Source organism: Ralstonia pickettii, from assembly GCF_000607165.1.
Lineage (GTDB): Bacteria > Pseudomonadota > Gammaproteobacteria > Burkholderiales > Burkholderiaceae > Ralstonia > Ralstonia holmesii.
This window is the reverse complement of record NZ_JFZG01000024.1, coordinates 618846-639208: the sequence shown is the minus strand read 5'-3', so window position 1 is coordinate 639208 and position 20363 is coordinate 618846. Positions and strand designations below refer to the sequence as shown.

Here is a 20363-nt window from a genome sequence, read left to right as displayed (position 1 = left end):
GGGCTTGCGAACGCAGCTCAGTACTCAGTACTTGCGGTTCGGAAACTCCTTGGCCGCCACGTCCATCGGGAAGATGCCTTCCTTGGTGACGATGCGCTTGGGCACGGTCTTGCCCGCCAGCACGGCGCGCGCGGTATCCATCAGCTGCGGCCCGAGCAGCGGGCTGCATTCCACCGTGACGTTCAGCTTGCCGGCCATCATGGCTTCAAACGCGCCCTTCACGCCGTCGATGGAGATGATGGTGATGTCCTTGCCCGGCTTGAGCCCAGCCTCTTCAATGGCCTGGATGGCGCCAATCGCCATGTCGTCGTTGTGCGCGAACAGCACGTTGATCTTCTTGCCCTCGGCCTTGAGGAAGGCTTCCATCACCTCTTTGCCCTTGGCGCGGGTGAAGTCGCCGGTTTGCGAGCGGATGATCTTGTAGTGCGGGTCGGCCTTGATGATCTCTTCAAAGCCGCGCTTGCGGTCGATGGCAGGCGCTGAGCCGACGGTGCCTTGCAGCTCGACGATGTTCACGTCGCCGCCCTTGGGCTTGACGTTTTCCAGCAGCCAACGGCCCGCCTTGCGGCCTTCCTCGACGAAATCCGAACCGATGAAGGTGGTGTAGAGCGAGGGGTCCTTGCTGTCGATACCCCGGTCGGTGAGGATGACCGGAATCTTGGCTGCCTTGGCCTCTTGCAGCACGGTGTCCCAGCCGGATTCCACCACTGGCGAGAACGCAATGACATCCACCTTCTGCGCGATGTACGAGCGGATCGCCTTGATCTGGTTTTCCTGCTTCTGCTGCGCGTCGGAGAACTTCAGGTTCACGCCCTGCGCCTTGGCCGTCGATTTGATGGATTCCGAATTGGCGGTACGCCATTCGCTCTCGGCGCCCACCTGGGCAAAGCCCATGGTGAACGACTTGTCAGCCGCGTGAGCCGCTGTGGTCAAGCCCGTAGCCAGCAGCACACCGGCTGCGGCCAGGAAGGTCAACACGGTCCGTCTGGCGCCCGCGGCGCTCGTTTTTTCCATCGTTTGTCTCCTTTATGGTGGAACGCAGCGGGTGACTGCCCCCGGGGCTGCGCACGTCGTCTTTGCAACGCGGTACACGAGTCAAACCCGGCATGTGGCGCCCGTCTTCCCTTGCCGGTGATTCGTGGTGAGCCATGGTATTGACAGCCTGACATGACCGTCTAATGTTTTTTTGGGGGCCAACCGATATCGCTTTTGATATCAGACCGGGCGTTTGCGCATCGTGCAGCGCACCAAAATCGCGCGATGCGACGGCAGCCGTGCGGCCCGCTCAGCCAGAGCGGTAGCGGTGGCGCATGCCAAAAACCGAGCATGCATATCGAAAAAGCTTCGTTCCGCTGCATACGGCTGCTTCTTACACTGGGCGCACTTGTTATGACGAGTTCCGCGCCTGATGACGACTCCCAACCTGCACCGCCAACCGGCCCCGCCGCTCTATGAACGGATCAAGGGCACGCTGCGCGAGGGCATTCTCAGTGGCCACTACGCGCCGGCATCACTGCTGCCGTCGGAAGCGGCCCTGGGCGAGCAGTTCAACGCCAGCCGCATCACCGTGCGTCAGGCGTTGGCCGATCTGCAGAACGAAGGGCTGATCTTCCGCCGCCACGGAAAAGGCACGTTTGTGAGCCAACCCAAGGCGTTCCAGAACGTGACGGCGCTGCAGGGCTTTGCCGAGGCGATGTCGGCACAAGGTCATGCCATTCGCAACCATGTGCTGAAGCTGCGGACAGTGCCCGCGCCGACCGATGTGGCACAGGCGCTGCAACTGCCGTCCGGTTCGCCCGTCACCGAATTGCATCGCGTGCGGTTGCTGGATCAATTGCCGGTGTCGCTTGAGGTGACGTGGCTGCCGGAAGCACTTGGCAGCATCGTTGCGCGGGCGGACCTCGTCGCGCGCGATGTGTTTCTTGTGCTGGAGCAGGACGCAGGTGTGGCGCTCGGCCACGCCACGCTTGCCATCGATGCGGCATTGGCTGACCACGCCACCGCCGCCGCGCTCGACACGGGCGCAGGCGCAGCGCTGCTGCGCGTGGAGCGCCTGACGCATGACGCGCAAGGCACGCCCATCGACTTTGAACGCCTCTATTTCCGTGGCGACGCTTTCCAGTACCGGCTCCGCCTGGATCGGCAAGTGGCGGCGCACGCGCAATCCATCCTTCCTCTGCAAGGCACTGTATGAACACGTTGGAACTGGAGTACGACCTCGTCGTCGTGGGCGGTGGCACGGCCGGCCCGATGGCGGCCATCAAAGCAAAAGAACGCAACCCCGCGCTGCGCGTGCTGCTGATCGACAAGGCGCACGTGAAACGCAGCGGCGCCATCTCGATGGGCATGGATGGGCTGAACAACGCCGTCATTCCCGGGCATGCCACGCCGGAGCAATACACGCGCGAAATCACGCTGGCCAACGATGGCATCGTCGACCAATCGGCCGTGTATGCGTATGCACAGCACAGCTTTGCCACCATCGAGCAGCTCGACCGCTGGGGCGTGAAGTTCGAGAAGGACGAAACCGGCGACTACGCCGTCAAGAAGGTCCACCACATGGGCAGCTACGTGCTGCCGATGCCGGAGGGCCACGACATCAAAAAGGTGCTGTATCGGCAGCTCAAGCGTGCGCGCGTCGAGATCACCAACCGCATTGTCGTCACCCGTGTGCTGACGGATGCCAATGGCGCGGCTTGCGGCGTGCTCGGGTTCGATTGCCGCACTGCAGATTTTCTCGTGGTGCGCGCAAAGGCCGTGGTGCTGAGCTGCGGGGCTGCGGGGCGGCTTGGTTTGCCATCGTCGGGCTACCTGATGGGCACGTATGAGAACCCCACCAACGCAGGCGATGGCTATGCGATGGCGTATCACGCGGGCGCAGAGCTTGCCAACCTGGAATGCTTCCAGATCAACCCGCTCATCAAGGATTACAACGGCCCCGCCTGCGCGTATGTGACCGGCCCGCTGGGTGGCTACACCGCCAACGCCCGCGGCGAACGCTTCATCCAGTGCGATTACTGGAGCGGCCAGATGATGTGGGAGTTCTACCAGGAGCTGCAGGGTGGGAAGGGCCCGGTGTTCCTCAAGCTCGACCACCTGGCCGAAGAAACCATCCAGACCATCGAGACCATCCTGCACACCAACGAGCGACCCAGCCGCGGCCGCTTCCACGCCGGGCGCGGCACCGATTACCGCACGCAGATGGTGGAGATGCACATCTCGGAAATCGGCTTCTGCAGCGGGCATAGCGCGTCGGGCGTGTATGTGAATGCGCGCGCCGAAACCACCGTTCCGGGCCTATACGCGGCGGGCGACATGGCCGCCGTGCCGCACAACTACATGCTGGGCGCGTTCACGTATGGCTGGTTTGCGGGGCAGAACGCGGCGGACTATATCGCCGGCCGGCAAGGCGACGCCCGCATCGACGACGCGCAGATAGAACGCGAGCGCGCGCGTATCTTTGCGCCGTTGCAGCGCGATCACGGCCTGGCTCCCGCGCAGGTGGAATACAAGCTGCGCCGCATGGTGAACGACTACCTGCAGCCGCCCAAGGTCACGCGCAAGATGGAGATCGGCCTGCGCCGCTTCGACGAGATTGCCGAAGACATCACGCACCTGCACGCGCGCAACCCGCACGAGCTGATGCGCGCAATGGAAGTCAGCTTCATCCGCGATTGCGCTGAGATGGCCGCACGCGCCTCACTCTTCCGCACCGAGAGCCGCTGGGGCCTGTATCACCACCGCGTGGACTACCCCGAGCGCGACGACGCCAACTGGTTCTGCCACACGCGCTTGTACAAGGACGCGCATGGCGCCATGGCCAGCCGCAAGCAGGCGGTTGAACCGTACGTCATCCCTGTCGATGTGCTCGGCACCGATTCCTACGCGCACCTGCGCATTCCGAAGGCTGCATGACCATGCAACAGACGACTGTTCATTTCACCCACACGCCGCACGACATCACCTCACGCAGCAGTGCGCCCGTCACCATCGACGAAGCCAAGTGCATTGCCGATAAGGGCTGCACCGTGTGCGTCGACGTCTGCCCGCTCGACCTGCTGGCCATCGATCTGACCAAGGGCAAGGCCTTCATGCAGTTCGACGAATGCTGGTACTGCATGCCCTGCGAGCAGGACTGCCCGACCGGCGCGGTGAAGGTCGACATCCCGTACCTGTTGCGCTGAGGTGACGATGACAACAACCCTCCTGGCGCGCCTGCACGACGCAGATGCCACCACCCGCCGCGTTGCCCTGCTGCAGATCGCGGATGAAGAAGACGCCGATGCGCTGCCCAACGTGATTGCGCTGCTTGCGCACGACCCCGCGCCGGAGGTTCGGCTCGAAGCGGCGCGCATCCTGGCGACATGGGAGCAGCCGGATACCGTGGCCGCGCTCGCCCGCGCGTTGGAAGACGTGGATGGCGCCGTGCGTGATGCGGCGGCAATCGGCCTGGGGGATTTGAAATCGCCCGACTCTGCGCCTGCGCTGTTGCCTTACGTAGACCACGCGAGCGCCTTTGTACGCGCCGCCGCGTTGCGCGGGCTTCGTGAGTTGCGCGTGCCCGAGAGCGAAACGCCCGCGCTGCACGCCTTGCAGGACGCCGTTGCCGCCGTGCGCCGTGAGGCCGTTGCGGTGCTCGGCTGGCGCAAGCATGTGGGGGCATTGCCTGCATTGGCGGAACGCGCGCGTCATGACGCAGATGCCGAGGTACGCCGTGCCGCAGTGGGTGCCCTCGGCCTTGCCACCGACGCCACCGTGCTGCCGGCGCTGCTGGATGCACTGCACGACACCGCATGGCGCGTGCGCGAGGAAAGCGCCAGCACGCTCGGCAAGCTGCGGGCGCTCGCGCCTGACCCGGACGTCACGCAAGCGTTGGTCGATGCGCTGGCAGATGCGTATTGGCAAGTCCGTCTGCAAGCCGCCCGCGCGCTGGGCCGGTGGCGCGCCGCGCATGCCGTGGATGCGCTCGCCGCGCTGCTCGCGCACCCGATCAGCAATCTGCGCAAGGAGGCTGCGCTCGCATTGGGCGAGACCGGCGATGCCTCTGCCCTGCCCGCGTTGCGCACAGCAGAAGGCGATAGCGACCCGGAAGTCGTCAAGGCCGTGCGGATCGCATTGGCACAGATCGAGGGCGCCCGTGCAGCCGCCTGAGCACATCGACAACGACATCGCACAAGGCCGGTTGCGCCTGCACTGGGCGGACGCCATTGTGGCGCTAAGCCACGTGATGTTGCGCAAGGCATGCCGCTGTGCGGAGTGCCAGTTCAAGCGCCATCACGGCACGCCCATCAACGTGCCGGCCAACGTGCGCGTCACCACCGTCGAGCCCGCTGGTTACGGTATGCAACTGGTGTTCAGCGATGGGCATGCGCGCGGCATTTATCCGTGGGCGTATCTGGCCGAGTTAGCCGCAACTGCCGCGGCCGGCTGAACTTGGCGGGCTCGCATCCATCAGAAGTTGCCGAACCGGCCAACCCAGGCGGCGGCGCCTTTGCTATGGCCCTTGATTGCCGCGTCCAGTTCAGCGCGCGTGAGCCCATTGGGCAGCGCGTCCGGCGCCAGATCCGTGGCGATCAGCACAAAGACGTAGTGGTGCATGCCGGTGCCCTTAGGTGGACACGGCCCGAGGTAGGCCGGCTTGCCGATGGCATTGTGGCCCATGCGCAAAGCACCGCCGGTGCCGGCGCCTTCCGGCAGGCTCGTCTGCGTAGCCGGGATGCCGTAGGCCATCCAGTGGTTCACGCCCAGGCCGCCCGCGCCCTGCGGGTCGGTGGCGATCAGCACGAGGCTGTTGGTACCGGCGGGCACGTTGGACCAGTGCAGCGGCGGCGAGACGTTGTCTCCCGTGCAGTTGGCGTTGGCGGGGTTCTTGCCGGCGTATTTGCGGTCCATGACGCCGTTGTCGGCAAACGCGGGGGACTCGACGGTGAACGTGCCATCGGCCTGCGCATGCACATGCGGCACAGCAGACAGGCACGCCAGCGACAACAACGCGCGAAACAGGGTTGGCTTCAAGGCAGGTCTCCTGGCAGGAAAAGCGGCAAACGGGCACAACAATACGCGAATGCGCAGCCCGTGCGCAGAGGCATCAACGCACAGATGGACGTCAGATTGCCGTGCGACAATACCGCGCCCCAGCGCAGCGTTTGCCGCGCGCTCTTGCCTGACCTGACCATAGGAGAACCGGACGCATGTTCGGCGATATCACGCGTTTTCTGCTCGACACGATCTTCTCGCTCTTTGGCGCGGCACTGCTGCTGCGCGCCTGGACGCAAGCGGTGCGGCTGTCACCGCGCAATCCGCTGTCGCAGGCCATCTTCCAGTTGACCGGCTGGCTGGTGCATCCGCTGCGCCGCGTGATTCCGGCCACGGGCTATATCGATTGGTCGTCGCTGGTGGCGGCCTATGCCACGGCGCTTGTGTATCTGTTCCTGCTGCTGGCATCGGTGGGCGTGAGCCCGATGGCGCTCGTGCCGATGGGCTTTGTGGCGGCGCTCTTTACGGTGCTCAAGTGGGCGTTCAACGTTCTGGTGTGGGTGACCATTGCGTCGGCCGTGCTGTCATGGATGGGGCCGGCATCGCCCATGGGCGCGGTATTGAACACGCTGGTCGATCCGCTGTTGCGCCCGATCCGCCGCGTGGTGCCGCCGCTGGGCGGCCGGCTCGATCTGTCTCCGCTGATCCTGCTGGTGATTGCGCAGGTGATCGTGATCGCGCTGTCGCATCTGTCGCTCTCGCCGTTGTTCATGTGAGGGCGGCACGCGCCTTGCTCGACTGAGGGATATGCCGGCCGCTGCATTTGGCCGGCACCTCAGGAGGACATCATGAACGCATGGAAAACAGCGCTGGTCTGCGCGATTGCCGTGCTGGCTCCCACGCTCACGGCGTGTACGGCAGGCGGCGCAGTGGCAGGCGGCGTGGCCGGCCACGAGATCACGCATAGCACGGCCGGGACGATCGGGGGTGCCGCAGCCGGCGCCGTCATCGGGCACGAGCTGAGCAAGTAACCAAGTAATCAAGTAATCAATACAGCGGCCGACCAGCCGCTTTTTTTTTCAGGCTTGCGCAAACAACGCCCGGTAGGCGCTGGGTGACGTGTGATACGTCCGGCTGAAATGCTGCCGCAGCGATACCGCGCTGCCGAACCCCGCCAGTTGCGCAATCGCTTCGACCGGCTGGCGTGTGGTCTCCAGCATGCGCTGCGCATAGGCCAGACGCTGCCCGAGCAACCATTGGCCGACGGTGGTTCCCGTCAACTCACGAAAGCGCCGCGTGAAATTGCGGCGGCTCATGGCCGCGCGCTCGGCCAGCGAGTCGAGCGAATGTGGCTCCGCCAGGTTGGCCACCGTCCAGTTCAACAGGTCCGACAGGCGATCGCCGCCTGGCGCATCGTGCAGCGGTTGCTCGATGTATTGCGCCTGGCCGCCCTGCCGGTGAGGCGCCACCACCAGCCGCCGTGCAATCCGGTTGGCCACCTCCGCGCCATGCCAGCGGCGCACCAGGTGCAGGCAGCAATCCAGCCCGGCGGCCGTGCCTGCGGATGTCACCAGCCGGCCGTCGGCGGCGTCCAGATACAGCACATCCGGTACAAGCTTCACACGCGGGTAGCGCTGCGAGAACGCATCGGCGGCGCTCCAGTGCGTGGTTGCCTCATGGCCGTCGAGCACACCTGCCTCCGCCAGCACAAAGGCGCCCAGGCACAGGCCGACCACCGTAGCGCCGCGCGCGTAGGCGTCGCGTACCACGTTCACCATGGCCGCCGGCGGCCGCTCCTTCGTATCACGCCATGACGGCACGATCAGCACGTCGGCGCGGGCAGCGTCTTCAAGTGTGAAGTCGGTCTGCACGCCAAACCCGGCAGTGGTGCGCAGGCCGCCCTTCCTGGGCGGCTCGCCGGCACAGATCCGCAGGTTGTAGGACGGCAGCCCCGCCCAGATGCGGTCTTCAAACACGAGACACGGCACGGACAGGTGAAACGGGCTGATGTCGTTGAATGCCAGAACGGCGATTTCCTGAGGACGCTGAGTTTGCTGAGGTGGCATACGGGGCTCCGCGCTTTGGCCCGATTCTTTCGATAAACGTCTTCCGGGCCACTGTCGGGAAGGATAGACATTCGCGAAGATGCTGTCCACGGGCTCACGCAACTGCCCGCTCCAACCGACCTTGAGGAGTCAGCCATGACCACGAACAACACCCCGAAGCGCGCCCTGATCGTCATTGATGTGCAGAACGAATACTTCACGGGCGGCTTGCCGATCGAGTATCCGGACCCGCAACAGACTGTGGCCAACGTTGGTGCTGCCATGGATGCGGCGCGCGAAGCCGGCATTCCGGTGATCGTCGTGCAGCAGACCTCGCCGGCCAGCTCGCCGCTGTTTGCCATCGACACCGATGGCTGGCAACTGCACCCGGTGGTGGCATCGCGCCCGCATGACCACTATCTGCGCAAGCTGCTGCCCAGCGCCTATCCGGAGACGGACCTGGCGCAATGGCTGGAAGCACGCGGCATCGATACGCTGGCCGTGGTGGGCTACATGACGCACAACTGCGACGCATCGACCATCAACCACGCCCTGCACAACGGCACGGCGGTGGAGTTTCTACACGATGCATCAGGCGCGGTGCCGTATCAGAACCAAGCCGGCTTTGCGAGTGCGGAAGAGATCCACCGCGTGTTCAGCGTGGTGCTGCAATCGCGCTTCGCGGCGGTGATGTCGACCCAGGAATGGGTGCACAGCGTGAAGACCGGCGCGGTGCCGGTGCGCGACAACATCTACAAGTCGAATCAGCGGGCGCGCGGGCTGCTCAAGGATGAAGTGGCGCAACAGGCAGCCTGACCGTTCAGCCGGCCGCCCCTTCTTCGGCCGGCAGAAACCCGCGGAACGACACCTCCACCTGCTCCACCATCGACGCCGATGTGGCTTCGCGCAGGGCCGCCAGCAACGCATCGAACGCGCTTTCCACGGAGGCGCGGTCGGTGGCCTCGACCAGGCGCTGGCGGATCGGATGCTCGGCCGAGCTGAATGTGCGTGCCGCAATGTCCATGAGGTACATGCGCGCCGCCGCCAGCGAACGCTTGCGCGCCGGTGCTGCGGAGGCACCCGCCTTGGGTGCCTCGGGTGCCTCGGGCTGCGGCTCGGCCACCTGAACGAAGACGGCGTCGCCAGCAACATCGGTTGCGCTCTGAATGAACCCGGCCTGCATCAGCTCGAACACGGCCTGCGCCTCCAGGCCGAGCTGACCGGCACGCACGGCAAGGTCCTCGCCCGTGACGTGGCCATCCACCATGATCAGCAGTGCTCGGCTTGTGCGGCTGAGCGCGCCGTTGCGCGTGGCAATTTCACGGCGCCCCGCGTCGGTTTTTTCGAATCGTGCAGATAACCCCTGCATGGCAGCCTCCTATCCTCCCCCGAAGATCGGCACAACATAGGGTGGCTTGTTTGCAGAATCGTGAAACCAGGGCGCCTCCCTCTCAGGCGGCACCGGGCAAACGCTTGCACTCAGGTGGATGTCGGCAAATCCAGACACCCTCCCCCGAAGGGGGGCTGACAACGCGCACGTATCGTTGATGCGGCCGCCGCCGGCATGGCCTGACGCCGCATCGCCGGCCCGCTATTGCCTGCGCGTTCTTCCAGCTCTACTATTTGTTGTTACCGGTACCAAAATCGCATCACAAGCCTCCGGAAACCGCCACGCCGATTCCCCGCAGAGGGAACCCAATTCCACATCACGACCGAGACACCATGCCCACCCAACCCCCACGCAGACTGCGCAGCCAGCTTTGGTTCGACGATCCGAGCCACGCAGACATGACTGCCCTCTATGTCGAACGCTTCATGAACTACGGCCTGACGCGCGAAGAGCTGCAGTCGGGCCGGCCGATCATCGGCATTGCACAAACGGGTAACGATTTGGCGCCGTGCAATCGGCACCACCTGGAACTGGCGCAGCGTGTGAAGGCCGGCATACGGGACGCGGGCGGCATTCCGATGGAGTTTCCGGTTCACCCGCTTGCCGAACAAAGCCGCCGCCCGACCGCGGCGCTCGACCGCAATCTGGCCTATCTCGGCCTGGTGGAGATCTTGCACGGCTTCCCACTTGACGGCGTTGTGCTGACGACCGGTTGCGACAAGACCACGCCCGCCTGCCTGATGGCCGCCGCCACGGTCGACCTGCCGGCAATCGTGCTGTCTGGCGGGCCGATGCTGGACGGCTGGCACGAGGGCAAACGGGTCGGTTCCGGCACCGTCATCTGGCATGCACGCAATCGGCTGGCTGCCGGCGACATCGACTACGAAGGCTTCATGGAATTGACCACCGCGTCGTCACCGTCCATCGGCCACTGCAACACGATGGGCACCGCGCTCTCGATGAACAGCCTGGCCGAAGCGCTGGGCATGTCGCTGCCTGGGTGCGCCAGCATTCCGGCGGCGTATCGGGAGCGCGGGCAGATGGCCTATGTCACCGGCAAGCGCATCGTCGACCTGGTGCACGAAGACATTCGCCCCTCGAAAATCATGACGCGCGCGGCGTTCGAGAACGCCATCATGGTGGCCTCGGCGCTGGGCGCGTCGACCAACTGCCCTCCTCACCTCATCGCCATCGCGCGCCACATGGGCGTGGAACTGAGCCTCGAAGACTGGCAGCGCCACGGAGAATCGGTTCCGCTTCTGGTGAACTGCATGCCGGCAGGCGAATACCTGGGTGAGAGCTTCCACCGCTCGGGCGGCGTGCCGGCCGTATTGCGCCAGCTCGACGCGGGCGGCTTGCTGCGGCGCGATTGCCCCACCGTGTCGGGCCGCATGATCGGCGCGATTGCCGATGCCGCCCCTGCCGCCGACAGCGACGTGATTTTTCCTGTGGATGCACCGCTGAAGCACCGCGCGGGGTTCATCGTGCTGTCGGGCAACTTCTTCGACAGCGCCATCATGAAGATGTCGGTGGTGGGCGAGGCGTTCCGGCAAACCTACCTGAGCGAACCCGGCGCGGAAAACGTCTTCGAGACGCGAGCGATCGTCTTCGACGGCCCCGAGGACTATCACGCCCGCATCAACGATCCGGCCCTCGCCATTGACGAGCGCTGCATCCTCGTCATCCGTGGCTGCGGAACGGTCGGCTATCCGGGCAGTGCCGAGGTCGTCAACATGGCGCCGCCGGCGGCGCTCGTTAAGCAAGGGATCGAATCGCTGCCGTGCATGGGCGATGGCCGGCAGAGCGGCACCTCCGCAAGCCCGTCCATCTTGAACATGTCTCCGGAGGCGGCAGCGGGTGGCGGCCTCGCGCTATTGCGCACGGGCGACCGCATCCGCGTGGACCTCAATGCGCGCAAGGTTGATGTATTGATCGACGCGGACGAGCTTGAACGCCGCCGTGAAAGCGCAACGTTCAGCGTGCCGCAGTCACAAACGCCTTGGCAGGAAATCTATCGAAAGTTCGTCGGGCAGCTTTCAACAGGCGGATGCCTGGAGCCGGCAACGCTGTATCTGAATGTCATCGAGACGCGCGGCAATCCACGGCACTCGCATTGACGCAGGAAGCAGCCGGCGGCGCGCTGCCGGCTACGCACTCTCGCGCTCGACAACGCTGAATTCGATGTGCGAGAGCTTGCGCGCGCCCGTGGCCTCGCTAACGCCCAGCGCATCGAGCAATACCTCGCCCGTGCGCAGCCCGATGCCATAGGCATCGACGGAGATCGTCGTGATGGTCGGGTGGCAACACCACGCGACTTCAAAATTGCCGAACCCTGCAACAGCGATGTCGCCGGGCACGGACAGGCCGCGCCGGTGGCATTCCATGATGGCGCCGAATGCGGACATGTCGCTCACGCACATCACGGCATCGGTATCGGGCCACGCTTCCAGCAAGGCCGCCATGGCAGGCCCGCCGTGGCTCATGGTGATGGGGGAATCGCCCAGGCGGATCACGCGCGGCTCGCCAAGGCCAAGCGCCTTGATTCCGCTTACGTATCCGCGCAGGCGGTCCGTACCGCGCCGGTCCAGCTCGCTTGCGCCGCACAGGAAACCGATGCGCCGGTAGCCCCGCGCGTACAGGTGACGCAGCATCGCGAGCGACGCCTTGGCGTTCGAGAACCCGACCGCCTTATCGATCGGGCGCTCAGGCAGATCCCACATCTCGACGATGGGGATGCCGGCTCGCTCCAGTAGCGCACGCGTGCCTGCACTGTGGTGGCGCCCTGTCAATGCGATGCCACGCGGCTGATGGCGTAGAAGCGACTTCACCAGCGCCTCTTCCTGGTCGAGGTGGTAATCGGTGTCACCCAGCAGCAATTGCAGGCCATGCGGCGCAAGCGCATCCGTCAGCCCGCGCACGGTATCGGCAAAGTTGGAACTGGCCAGCGACGGCACCAAGGCAGCGACGAATTCCGACCGGCCGCTGGACAGCATCCCGGCTGCGGCCGTTGCAACGTAGCCGAGTGCGTCGATGGCCTGCTGCACACGGGCACGGGTTGCGGGCGACACGCTGCCGCCTGCCAGCACCCGCGATACCGTCATCTTCGACACGCCGGCAATGCGCGCAACATCGGACATGCGAGGAGGTGTGGGGCCGGTGGTCATTGAGAAACGTCTATGCGCAAGGGGAAAGAGGAAAGGGAGTGGCGATCATAGCGGAACCGGCGATGATGCAGCCGGGCGCTAGGCCTGCGCCAGCGCGCGGCCGATGCGGTCCGCCATGCCGGCAACACCAACAACGAGGCGCTTCTCCCTGCGGGCATCCAGTCGGCTGATGGGCACGCTGGAACTCACGGCAACGTGCTTTCCCAGCGGCGTGACACCGACGAACGCAGCAAAGCAGGCCAGCCCCGCTACCACCTCCTCACGCTCCGTCGCCAGCCCCCGCACGCGAATGCTTTCAAGCTCGTGGAGGAGATCGGCCCGGCGCGTGGTGGTGCGCTCCGTCATGGCGGCAAGACGGGCAGGCAGCAGCGCGCACACCGCTTCGTCATCAAGGCTGGCGAGAAGCGCCTTGCCCAGCGCGCAGCAATGCGCCGGCAGGCGCAGGCCGACATCCGATACCAGGCGGACCGGCCGCGGCGCATCCTCTCGCGCGATGTACACGACTTCCGTGCCGTCGAGCACGGCAAGCTGGACGACCTCGTTGTGTGTGGCCACGAAGGCGGCGGACTCACGCCGGAACGCTGCCAACAAGCTGTCGTGACGGAAATAGGCGTTACCCAGCTCAAACAGGGTCAGGCCGATCAGATAGCCGTCGGCCCGCTTCTCAATCCAGCGGCGCTTTTCCAGAGACTCCAGCAGCAGGTACAGCGTGCTTCGGGACATGCCCGTCGCCTGCGCCAATGCGGCCGGACGGACAGGAGACGTTGCCGCGCAAAGTATTCCCAGCACGTCATGAATGCGCTTGAGTGCTGGCACCTCGTAGTCTGTCTTCACAGAAAACCTGCTCCGCTCATGATTGACTCGATTGTCCAACAGGTTGGAAATTGCGTCACCGTGTTGGACACCCCGCATCGCCGTCTCTACGATCACGCGGGTTCCCTGCCAACACGGGTGTCCAATTTATGGAGCGCACATGACCGCCATCGCCAACTATTTGCCGCACGATCTGGAGCAATCAACGCTCGTTGGTCGGGTCTGGCGTACGACTGCCAACGGCGAGGGGCCTTCTGTCGTGGTGGTGCGCAATGGTGTCGTGTTCGACATCACGGAAGCCGTGCCCACGGTGGCAGATCTGTTCGAGCATCCTGACGCCCTGGCCGTGGCCCGGCAGGCACCCGGGGCCAACCTGGGTCGCGTCGAACCGCTTGTCGAACGCTCCCTGGCCGCCGATCGCACGGGCAGCGCGCCAACCCTGCTTGCGCCGAACGACCTCCAGGCGATCAAGGCCTGCGGTGTGACGTTCGCGGTCAGCCTGATCGAGCGGGTGATCGAAGAACAGGCCGGCGGCGACCCGGCCAAGGCCCGCGACGTGCGCGAGTCGATTGTCGGCGTGGTGGGCTCGGACCTCTCCAAGATCGAGCCCGGCTCCGATGCTGCCATGCGGCTCAAGGAGGAACTGCAGCGCCGGGGCGCATGGTCGCAGTACATGGAAGTCGGTATCGGCCCCGATGCGGAAGTGTTCTCCAAATCGCAGCCGATGTCGGCGGTCGGGTTCGGCGCCGACGTGGGCCTGCATCCGGCCTCGCGCTGGAACAACCCGGAGCCGGAGATTGTGCTTGCGGTCAGCAGCGCCGGCCATGTCCTCGGGGCAGCGCTCGGCAACGACGTGAACTTGCGCGACATCGAAGGACGCTCCGCATTGCTGCTGGGCAAATGCAAGGACAACAACGGCTCCTGTGCGATCGGCCCGTTTGTGCGCCTGTTTGACGAGCACTTCACGATCGACACGATTCGCGCGACGCAGGTATCGCTGCGTGTTGAAGGCGCGGACGACGGTTTCACGCTCGACGGCGTAAGCCACATGAGCGAGATCAGCCGCGACCCGCTCGACCTCGTCGCCCAGACCTGCGGGCCGCATCACCAGTACCCGGACGGCTTCATGCTGTTTCTCGGCACGATGTTCTCGCCGATCAAGGACCGTGACGCACCGGGTGCCGGCTTCACACACCACCTCGGCGACCGCGTAACGATCAGCGCCCCTGCGCTCGGCGCGCTCGTCAACACGGTACGCCTGTCGACAGAGATCGCGCCGTGGACGTTCGGTGTCCGCGCCCTGTATCGCAACCTGGCGGCACGCGGGCTCGTCCGTCAGGGCTGACCTATCGTCGCTACCGAAACCGCCTCAGAAAACGCCACCGCACAGTCCGTGGAAGGCAGCCCCTTGACCGGCGCGCGGAACGTGAATAATCCGCCGGCAAGCGGTTGCTCCCGCAACGCCTCGTCCGTCAGGCCCTTTCGGGCGGTGGTCGCATAGACCGTCTGCAAGTCATCGCCGCCAAATGCGAGCTTGGTGATGTTGGAACACGGGAAGTCGACGCGCCCGATGCACCGGCCGTCGGGCGAGAACCGCTCGATCCGTCCTCCGCCAAACAGCGCGACCCACACGCACCCTTCCTCGTCGACCGCCATCCCGTCCGGGTAGCCGGTACCCTCGATCGCAGTGAAGACGCGCTTGCGTTGCAAGCTGCCGTCGTCGGCGAGGTCAAAGGCATAGACCACACGCTGCAAGGTATCTGTGTGATACAGCGTGCGGCCGTCGGGGCTCGCGGTCGGGCCATTCGTAATCACGTAGCCTGAATCGCGCACGCTCAGCCCGCCATCCAGACCGACGCGGTAGAGCTGCCCGCTCGGCTCGCGCTCCCCATCGTCCATCGAGCCAAACCACAGTGCCCCGGTGCGATCGACAAAGCCGTCATTCAGACGGTTTCCCGGCCGATCGGTCTCGACCGGCAACACGCGACTGAAGCTGCCCGTTGCAAACGCGAACCGGTAAAGGCCGCCCTGCACGCCGCAGATCCAGTTGCCATCAACGCAAGGCAGCGCAAAGCCGATCTGGCCGGGCGCGACCCAGCTACGGCACACAGCGGTATCGGAGTCATATCGGTAGAGCCGTCTGCCTTTGATATCGACAAAGACCACGCAGCGCGATGCGGCGTGCCACACCGCGCCTTCGCCCAGCGTTGCCGCTACGCGCCAGACGCATTCCGGAATGATTTGCGCCTTCATCCGCCGTACCACCCAGCATCGACAAAGTACTCACGCGCCGTGCAACGCGCGGCATCGTCTGACGCAAGAAACAAGGCCATCCGCGCCACGTGTTCCGGCTCGACACGCTCATGCAGGCATTGCTCGGCCAGCAGCTTGGCTTCGCTCTCGGGCGATTGCCAAAGTGCCATCTGCCGCGGCGTGCGGACAGCGCCGGGCACGATGCAATTGACACGGATGCCGAATCCGCCAAGGTCGCGCGCAAGCCCACGCGTCAGGCCTTCAATGCCGGCCTTGGCCGTCATGTAGATGGCGAGGTCCGGCTGGGCAAGATGCCACGAGATGGACCCGAGGTTCAGGATCACGCCGCGCCCCAGCTTCTTCATGCCGGGCAGCACGGCTTGCGCGCAGAAGAACTGATGGCGCAGGTTCACCTCGATGCGGTTGTCCCAATAGGCCTGCGACACCGTTCCAGTTTGATGGCGGTCGTCATTCGCGGCGTTGTTGATCAGCACTTCGATGGGGCCCGTTTCGGCTTCAATGTCCGAGAACGTGGTGTTCAGCGCGTCGATATCGCGCAGGTCGCAGTAGCGGAAGACCGGCGGATGCACGCACTCGCCCAGCGACGCCGCCAGCGCCTCTGAGTCCGCACCCGCAATATCCAGAAACGTAACGCGCGCGCCCTGTTTGGCAAAGCCTTCGACGATGGCAGCACCAATGCCGCTACCGCCGCCGGTAATCAAAACGTTCTTGTTAACAAGGCTCGGATAAATTGCATAAGACATAGGAGATTCCAGTTACAGCAAAAGGGATAAAGCCCGAAGCGCAAATTCAGCGGCGGCCGGAGCGCGAGATGACATCCACCCAGACGGCCAGTACGAGGATGCCGCCCTTGACGATCATCTGCCAGTACGCATCCACGTCGAGCATGGACATGCCGTTGTCGAGACTGGCCATGACGAGCGCGCCGACCAGCGCGCCGTAGACCGTGCCCGCGCCGCCGCGCATTGACGTGCCCCCGATGAAGCAGGCCGCGATGGCATCCAGCTCGCCCATGGTTCCGGCGGACGGTGAGCCCGCAGCGAGACGCGCCGTATTGACGATGCCGGCGAACGCACACATCAGGCCCATGAGCCCGAAGATGGCCAGCTTCACGCGATCGGTGTTGATGCCCGACAGGCGCGTGGCCTCCAGGTTCGAACCCACGGAGTAGATACGGCGCCCGAACACTGTCTGGCTGGCAATCCACGAAAAAATACCCAGCAGCGCCAGAACAAGAAGAACGGGCACCGGGATGCCGCCATAGCTGTTGAGCGTGGCGACAAACGCAACGATGACCGCGCCCGCCACAACCAACTTGGCGACGTCTTGCCATAGCGGGGCGACGTCAAGTTCATAGCGGCGGTGCTCACGCCGCTGCCTGATCACCACGAACACCAACAGGCAGAAGATCAGCACCGCCATCAGGTCACCCACCCGGCGGGGCAGATAGCCCTGGCCGATCAGCACGAAGCTGTCCGACACCGGCGCAATCGTCGAGCCATGTGTGAGGCCGAGCAGGATGCCGCGATACGCGAGCATGCCGCCCAGGCCAACGATGAAGGACGGAACGCCCCGGTAGGTTGACCACCATCCGTTGAACAGACCCATGGCCACCCCAAGCAGAAGCACCACAGGCACCGTCGCGACAATTGGCCAACCCAGTCCTTGATCGAGGATGGCAGCCACGCCGCCAAGCAAGCCCAACAGCGAACCGACGGAGAGATCGATCTCGCCCGCGATGATGACGAACACCATCCCGCAGGCCAGCATCCCCGTAATGGACATCTGCCGCAGCAGATTGGAGAGATTGCGAGGCGAGGTAAACGCACCGTCGGTCAGCATCGAAAAGAACAGCCAGATCGCGGCCACGGCGATCAGCAACGCCAGGATCTTGTAGCGTGCGAAGAGTTGCCTCAGGCGCTGGGTTGCCTTGAGCGTGCTACGCGAAGGGTCCACCCCGCCGGCGGCTTGTGGGCTCGTCTGAGAAGTCATGCGTGGCCTACCTGATGAAAAGTGGATGCGTGCCGCACCGGTTGAATGGCTGCGGTCAGAATGTGTTCCTGCGTCAGCCCGTCGTTCACGAAGTCGCCACGCAGCTCACCCTCGCCGATCACCAGCACGCGATCCGAAATGCCGAGCACTTCCGGCAGCTCCGATGAAATGACGATGATGGCCATGCCGCGTTTGGCCAAGTCGCCGATCAGCTTGTAGATCTCGTACTTGGCGCCGACATCCACGCCGCGGGTCGGCTCATCCAGAATCAGGACGCGCGGCTCGGTAAGCAGCATGCGAGTGAGGACGGCCTTTTGCTGATTGCCGCCCGACAGGCTGGCAATCGGCAGCATCGGATGCGCGGCACGTACGGCAAGCCGCCGCATCTCCTTGCGGATCGTGTCGAGTTCGGCCGCGCCGTCAATGCGCCCGAGACGCGAAAAACGCTGGAGTACGGCGAGCGTGATGTTGTGGCCGACACTCATCAGCGAGACGATGCCGTGACGTTTGCGGTCTTCCGGCACCATCGCAATGCCCGCACGAATGGCGTCAAGCGGCGCCCGGACTTTCAACGGTTTTCCGTCCAGTTCGAGCTCCACCTCACTGGCGCCTTCATACGCGCCAAAAACCGCCTGCATCAGCTCGGTGCGCCCTGCGCCGACCAGCCCCGCCACGCCAAGAATTTCACCCCGCCGCACCGAGAAAGACACATCGTTGACCCGCTTGCGAGCCGGGTTGTTCGCGTCGTAGCACGTCACATTGCGCGCCTCGAAAACAACCTCCCCGATGGGATGGGGTTCGCGCGGGAACAGTTGCGTAATCTCCCGCCCGACCATCTGCGCGATGATGCGGTCGGTGGTCAGGTCCAGCATCGGCGCGGTGGACACATGGCGGCCGTCGCGGATGACGGTGACCGTGTCGCACACCGCTTCCACCTCGTCGAGCTTGTGCGAGATGTAGACACACGCGATGCCGCGCGCCTTCAGGTCGCGGACGATATCGAGCAGGATGCGCGTTTCAGCCGCCGTAAGCGACGACGATGGCTCGTCCAGAATCAGCAGCCTGGCGCGCTTGTTGAGCGCCTTGGCGATTTCAATCAGTTGCTGATGGCCGCCACCGTAGTGCATCACAGGCAACGCGACGTTGATGCCCTGAATGTTCAGGTCGCGCAGCAACTTGTCCGCGCCCTGGTACATGGCCGAGTAGTTCATCCGGCCGCCGGGCAGCGTAATCTCGTTGCCGAGATAGATGTTCTCCGCCACCGACAATTCCGGCACCAGCATCAGTTCCTGATGGATGATGACGATGCCCGCACGCTCCGTGTCTCGAATGCCGCCGGCTTGGAGCGGTCGGCCTTCCCAGAGAATTTCGCCATCCCAGGTGCCGCTCGGGTACACACCGGAAAGCACCTTCATGAGCGTTGATTTTCCGGCGCCGTTCTCGCCGCACAGGCCAACACACTCGCCCGGCCTCACGGCCAGGTTGATACCGTCGAGCGCCTTCACACCGTCAAACGTCTTGACGATGCCGTGCATCTGCAACAGAGGTTCAGACATGCCTCGTCCTTGAGGTACGAACGCGGCCGGCGACAAAGCGTTGGCTCGTCGCCGGCACAAAGTGGCCCTGACTGCGCGACCTTACTGGCCGCCGATCTGAGCCTGCGTGTAGAAGCCGTCTTTCACCACCAGGTTGACGTTGTCCTTCGTGAGTTGGGTGGGCTGCAGCAACACCGTGTCGACCTTCTTCTTGCCGTTGTCGTACTGCGCGTTGTATTTGGGCTTGTCACCCTTGGCGAGTGCCACCGAAAGCTGCGCGGCTTCCGTCGCAATCAGCTTGAGCGGCTTGTAAACCGTCATCGTCTGCGTGCCGGCAATCACGCGCTTGACGGCAGCAAGGTCCGCATCCTGCCCCGACACCGGCACTTTCCCGGCGAGCTTCTGCGCAGCCAGTGCCTGGATCGCGCCACCGGCCGTGCCGTCGTTGGATGCAACCACGGCATCGATCTTGTTGTTGTTCGCCGTCAGCGCGTTTTCGACAATACCCAGCGCCGCAGACGCGCTCCACTCGGGCACCCATTGCGAGCCGACGACCTTGATGTCACCGCGGTCGATGGCCGGCTGCAGCACCTTCAACTGGCCCTGCCGCAGCATCTTCGCGTTGTTGTCGGTGGGGGCGCCACCCAGCAGGAAGTAGTTACCCTTGGGCCGGACGTTGTAGACGCCCTGCGCTTGCAGCTCGCCCACCTTCTCGTTGTCGAAGGAGATATAGGCATCGACGTCGGCATCGAGAATCAGGCGGTCATACGACACCACCTTGATGCCTGCCTTCTTGGCTTCCGCCACCACATTGGTCAGCGCCTTGGAGTTGAACGGCACGATGACGATCACGTCGACACCGCGCGAGATCAGGTTCTCGATCTGGGAGATCTGACGTTGCTCGCTGGCATCCGCCGATTGCACCGACACTTTCGCGCCCAGCTTTTCTGCGGCAGCGACAAAGTAATCGCGGTCGCGCGACCAGCGCTCCACGCGCAGGTCATCAATACAGAAGCCGATTTCCGGATGCGCCTTGCTGGCATGCGCCAGGGGCGCTGCAATCGACAGGCTGGCGAGCATTGCACCGCAAAAGGCGGCCCTCAGAACACTACGGCGTTGGTTCGATTTCATGTCTCACTCCATCTTCTATTGTTGGTGGATACCCCTAGGCCGA

21 protein-coding genes are annotated in these 20363 nt (G+C 64.4%); 10 read left to right on the top strand and 11 right to left on the bottom strand.

Features of this window, described 5'->3' with window-relative positions; genetic code table 11:
* Nucleotides 1-24 precede the first annotated feature (24 nt).
* Nucleotides 25-1014, bottom strand: coding sequence for an ABC transporter substrate-binding protein (locus BG83_RS0120435; protein ID WP_024978458.1), 990 nt, complete (start codon nt 1012-1014; stop codon nt 25-27).
* 394 nt (nt 1015-1408) lie between these two features.
* On the opposite strand from BG83_RS0120435, the gene BG83_RS0120430 reads away from it, so the two are divergent.
* Genes BG83_RS0120430 through BG83_RS0120410 form a run of 5 tightly spaced genes read left to right on the top strand, consistent with a single transcriptional unit; the run spans nt 1409 to nt 5431 of the window.
* Nucleotides 1409-2194, top strand: a complete 786-nt coding sequence (locus BG83_RS0120430; RefSeq protein ID WP_024978457.1) for a GntR family transcriptional regulator — start codon at nt 1409-1411, stop codon at nt 2192-2194.
* Nucleotides 2191-3915 (top strand): fumarate reductase/succinate dehydrogenase flavoprotein subunit, encoded by a 1725-nt coding sequence (locus BG83_RS0120425; protein WP_024978456.1) that lies wholly within the window; start codon nt 2191-2193, stop codon nt 3913-3915. The genes BG83_RS0120430 and BG83_RS0120425 overlap by 4 nt, the downstream gene beginning before the upstream one ends.
* 2 nt (nt 3916-3917) lie before the next feature.
* Entirely contained in the window at nt 3918-4184 is a 267-nt protein-coding gene (locus tag BG83_RS0120420) for a 4Fe-4S dicluster domain-containing protein (RefSeq protein ID WP_004627681.1), read from the top strand.
* Nucleotides 4185-4191: 7 nt separating this feature from the next.
* Nucleotides 4192-5151, top strand: coding sequence for a HEAT repeat domain-containing protein (locus BG83_RS0120415; RefSeq protein ID WP_024978455.1), 960 nt, complete (start codon nt 4192-4194; stop codon nt 5149-5151).
* Nucleotides 5138-5431: a DUF971 domain-containing protein gene (locus tag BG83_RS0120410; RefSeq protein ID WP_024978454.1), complete on the top strand. Its 294-nt coding sequence runs from the start codon at nt 5138-5140 to the stop codon at nt 5429-5431. The genes BG83_RS0120415 and BG83_RS0120410 overlap by 14 nt, the downstream gene beginning before the upstream one ends.
* Before the next feature lie 20 nt (nt 5432-5451).
* On the opposite strand, the gene BG83_RS0120405 is transcribed toward BG83_RS0120410, so the two are convergent.
* Nucleotides 5452-6015: a YbhB/YbcL family Raf kinase inhibitor-like protein gene (locus BG83_RS0120405; protein WP_024978453.1), complete on the bottom strand. Its 564-nt coding sequence runs from the start codon at nt 6013-6015 to the stop codon at nt 5452-5454.
* Between the two features lie 176 nt (nt 6016-6191).
* Here BG83_RS0120405 and BG83_RS0120400 point away from each other — a divergent pair, with 176 nt between their 5' ends.
* Nucleotides 6192-6752 carry a YggT family protein gene (locus BG83_RS0120400; protein WP_024978452.1) on the top strand — a complete coding sequence of 187 codons (561 nt, stop codon included), beginning with the start codon at nt 6192-6194 and terminating at the stop codon, nt 6750-6752.
* Between the two features lie 72 nt (nt 6753-6824).
* Nucleotides 6825-7007 (top strand): glycine zipper 2TM domain-containing protein, encoded by a 183-nt coding sequence (locus tag BG83_RS0120395; protein WP_024978451.1) that lies wholly within the window; start codon nt 6825-6827, stop codon nt 7005-7007.
* A gap of 48 nt (nt 7008-7055) precedes the next feature.
* Here the strand turns inward: BG83_RS0120395 and BG83_RS0120390 are convergent, their stop codons facing one another.
* Nucleotides 7056-8042: a GlxA family transcriptional regulator gene (locus BG83_RS0120390; RefSeq protein WP_024978450.1), complete on the bottom strand. Its 987-nt coding sequence runs from the start codon at nt 8040-8042 to the stop codon at nt 7056-7058.
* Nucleotides 8043-8177: 135 nt separating this feature from the next.
* Between BG83_RS0120390 and BG83_RS0120385 the strand changes: the two genes are divergently transcribed.
* Nucleotides 8178-8837 (top strand): cysteine hydrolase family protein, encoded by a 660-nt coding sequence (locus BG83_RS0120385; RefSeq protein WP_024978449.1) that lies wholly within the window; start codon nt 8178-8180, stop codon nt 8835-8837.
* A gap of 4 nt (nt 8838-8841) precedes the next feature.
* Here the strand turns inward: BG83_RS0120385 and BG83_RS0120380 are convergent, their stop codons facing one another.
* Nucleotides 8842-9390: a hypothetical protein gene (locus BG83_RS0120380; protein WP_024978448.1), complete on the bottom strand. Its 549-nt coding sequence runs from the start codon at nt 9388-9390 to the stop codon at nt 8842-8844.
* Between the two features lie 353 nt (nt 9391-9743).
* Here BG83_RS0120380 and BG83_RS0120375 point away from each other — a divergent pair, with 353 nt between their 5' ends.
* Nucleotides 9744-11528: an IlvD/Edd family dehydratase gene (locus tag BG83_RS0120375; protein WP_024978447.1), complete on the top strand. Its 1785-nt coding sequence runs from the start codon at nt 9744-9746 to the stop codon at nt 11526-11528.
* A 30-nt stretch (nt 11529-11558) separates the two neighbouring features.
* Here BG83_RS0120375 and BG83_RS0120370 read toward each other — a convergent pair whose 3' ends face one another.
* Together BG83_RS0120370 and BG83_RS0120365 are read right to left on the bottom strand one after the other, a co-directional pair.
* Nucleotides 11559-12575: a LacI family DNA-binding transcriptional regulator gene (locus BG83_RS0120370; RefSeq protein ID WP_024978446.1), complete on the bottom strand. Its 1017-nt coding sequence runs from the start codon at nt 12573-12575 to the stop codon at nt 11559-11561.
* A 78-nt stretch (nt 12576-12653) separates the two neighbouring features.
* Complete coding sequence (locus tag BG83_RS0120365; RefSeq protein WP_024978445.1) at nt 12654-13409, bottom strand: IclR family transcriptional regulator; 756 nt, start codon at nt 13407-13409, stop codon at nt 12654-12656.
* A 139-nt stretch (nt 13410-13548) separates the two neighbouring features.
* Here BG83_RS0120365 and BG83_RS0120360 point away from each other — a divergent pair, with 139 nt between their 5' ends.
* The gene (locus BG83_RS0120360) at nt 13549-14733 is read left to right on the top strand and encodes a fumarylacetoacetate hydrolase family protein (RefSeq protein ID WP_024978444.1); all 1185 of its coding nucleotides are present in this window, start codon (nt 13549-13551) and stop codon (nt 14731-14733) included.
* Here BG83_RS0120360 and BG83_RS0120355 read toward each other — a convergent pair.
* From BG83_RS0120355 to xylF, 5 genes are all read right to left on the bottom strand, one after another.
* Nucleotides 14724-15641 (bottom strand): SMP-30/gluconolactonase/LRE family protein, encoded by a 918-nt coding sequence (locus tag BG83_RS0120355; RefSeq protein WP_024978443.1) that lies wholly within the window; start codon nt 15639-15641, stop codon nt 14724-14726. The genes BG83_RS0120360 and BG83_RS0120355 overlap by 10 nt on opposite strands.
* On the bottom strand, nt 15638-16405 hold the full coding sequence (locus BG83_RS0120350) for an SDR family NAD(P)-dependent oxidoreductase (RefSeq protein ID WP_024978442.1): 768 nt from the start codon (nt 16403-16405) through the stop codon (nt 15638-15640). Before BG83_RS0120350 ends, BG83_RS0120355 begins: the two co-directional genes overlap by 4 nt.
* A gap of 46 nt (nt 16406-16451) precedes the next feature.
* Nucleotides 16452-17654 (bottom strand): sugar ABC transporter permease, encoded by a 1203-nt coding sequence (locus tag BG83_RS0120345; RefSeq protein ID WP_024978441.1) that lies wholly within the window; start codon nt 17652-17654, stop codon nt 16452-16454.
* A complete protein-coding gene (gene xylG, locus BG83_RS0120340; RefSeq protein ID WP_024978440.1) occupies nt 17651-19210 on the bottom strand; it encodes a D-xylose ABC transporter ATP-binding protein in 1560 nt (519 codons plus the stop codon). The genes BG83_RS0120345 and xylG overlap by 4 nt, the downstream gene beginning before the upstream one ends.
* Nucleotides 19211-19291: 81 nt before the next feature.
* A complete protein-coding gene (xylF, locus tag BG83_RS0120335; protein ID WP_024978439.1) occupies nt 19292-20320 on the bottom strand; it encodes a D-xylose ABC transporter substrate-binding protein in 1029 nt (342 codons plus the stop codon).
* Nucleotides 20321-20363 lie beyond the last annotated feature (43 nt).

Bases quoted from the DNA above. Each gene is read 5' to 3' on its own strand.
- BG83_RS0120435 (WP_024978458.1), bottom strand. From the start codon at position 1,014: ATGGAAAAAACGAGCGCCGCGGGCGCCAGACGGACCGTGTTGACCTTC.
- BG83_RS0120430 (WP_024978457.1), top strand. From the start codon at position 1,409: ATGACGACTCCCAACCTGCACCGCCAACCGGCCCCGCCGCTCTATGAA.
- BG83_RS0120425 (WP_024978456.1), top strand. From the start codon at position 2,191: ATGAACACGTTGGAACTGGAGTACGACCTCGTCGTCGTGGGCGGTGGC.
- BG83_RS0120420 (WP_004627681.1), top strand. From the start codon at position 3,918: ATGCAACAGACGACTGTTCATTTCACCCACACGCCGCACGACATCACC.
- BG83_RS0120415 (WP_024978455.1), top strand. From the start codon at position 4,192: ATGACAACAACCCTCCTGGCGCGCCTGCACGACGCAGATGCCACCACC.
- BG83_RS0120400 (WP_024978452.1), top strand. From the start codon at position 6,192: ATGTTCGGCGATATCACGCGTTTTCTGCTCGACACGATCTTCTCGCTC.
- BG83_RS0120395 (WP_024978451.1), top strand. From the start codon at position 6,825: ATGAACGCATGGAAAACAGCGCTGGTCTGCGCGATTGCCGTGCTGGCT.
- BG83_RS0120390 (WP_024978450.1), bottom strand. From the start codon at position 8,042: ATGCCACCTCAGCAAACTCAGCGTCCTCAGGAAATCGCCGTTCTGGCA.
- BG83_RS0120385 (WP_024978449.1), top strand. From the start codon at position 8,178: ATGACCACGAACAACACCCCGAAGCGCGCCCTGATCGTCATTGATGTG.
- BG83_RS0120380 (WP_024978448.1), bottom strand. From the start codon at position 9,390: ATGCAGGGGTTATCTGCACGATTCGAAAAAACCGACGCGGGGCGCCGT.
- BG83_RS0120375 (WP_024978447.1), top strand. From the start codon at position 9,744: ATGCCCACCCAACCCCCACGCAGACTGCGCAGCCAGCTTTGGTTCGAC.
- BG83_RS0120370 (WP_024978446.1), bottom strand. From the start codon at position 12,575: ATGACCACCGGCCCCACACCTCCTCGCATGTCCGATGTTGCGCGCATT.
- BG83_RS0120360 (WP_024978444.1), top strand. From the start codon at position 13,549: ATGACCGCCATCGCCAACTATTTGCCGCACGATCTGGAGCAATCAACG.
- BG83_RS0120355 (WP_024978443.1), bottom strand. From the start codon at position 15,641: ATGAAGGCGCAAATCATTCCGGAATGCGTCTGGCGCGTAGCGGCAACG.
- BG83_RS0120350 (WP_024978442.1), bottom strand. From the start codon at position 16,405: ATGTCTTATGCAATTTATCCGAGCCTTGTTAACAAGAACGTTTTGATT.
- BG83_RS0120345 (WP_024978441.1), bottom strand. From the start codon at position 17,654: ATGACTTCTCAGACGAGCCCACAAGCCGCCGGCGGGGTGGACCCTTCG.
- xylG (WP_024978440.1), bottom strand. From the start codon at position 19,210: ATGTCTGAACCTCTGTTGCAGATGCACGGCATCGTCAAGACGTTTGAC.
- xylF (WP_024978439.1), bottom strand. From the start codon at position 20,320: ATGAAATCGAACCAACGCCGTAGTGTTCTGAGGGCCGCCTTTTGCGGT.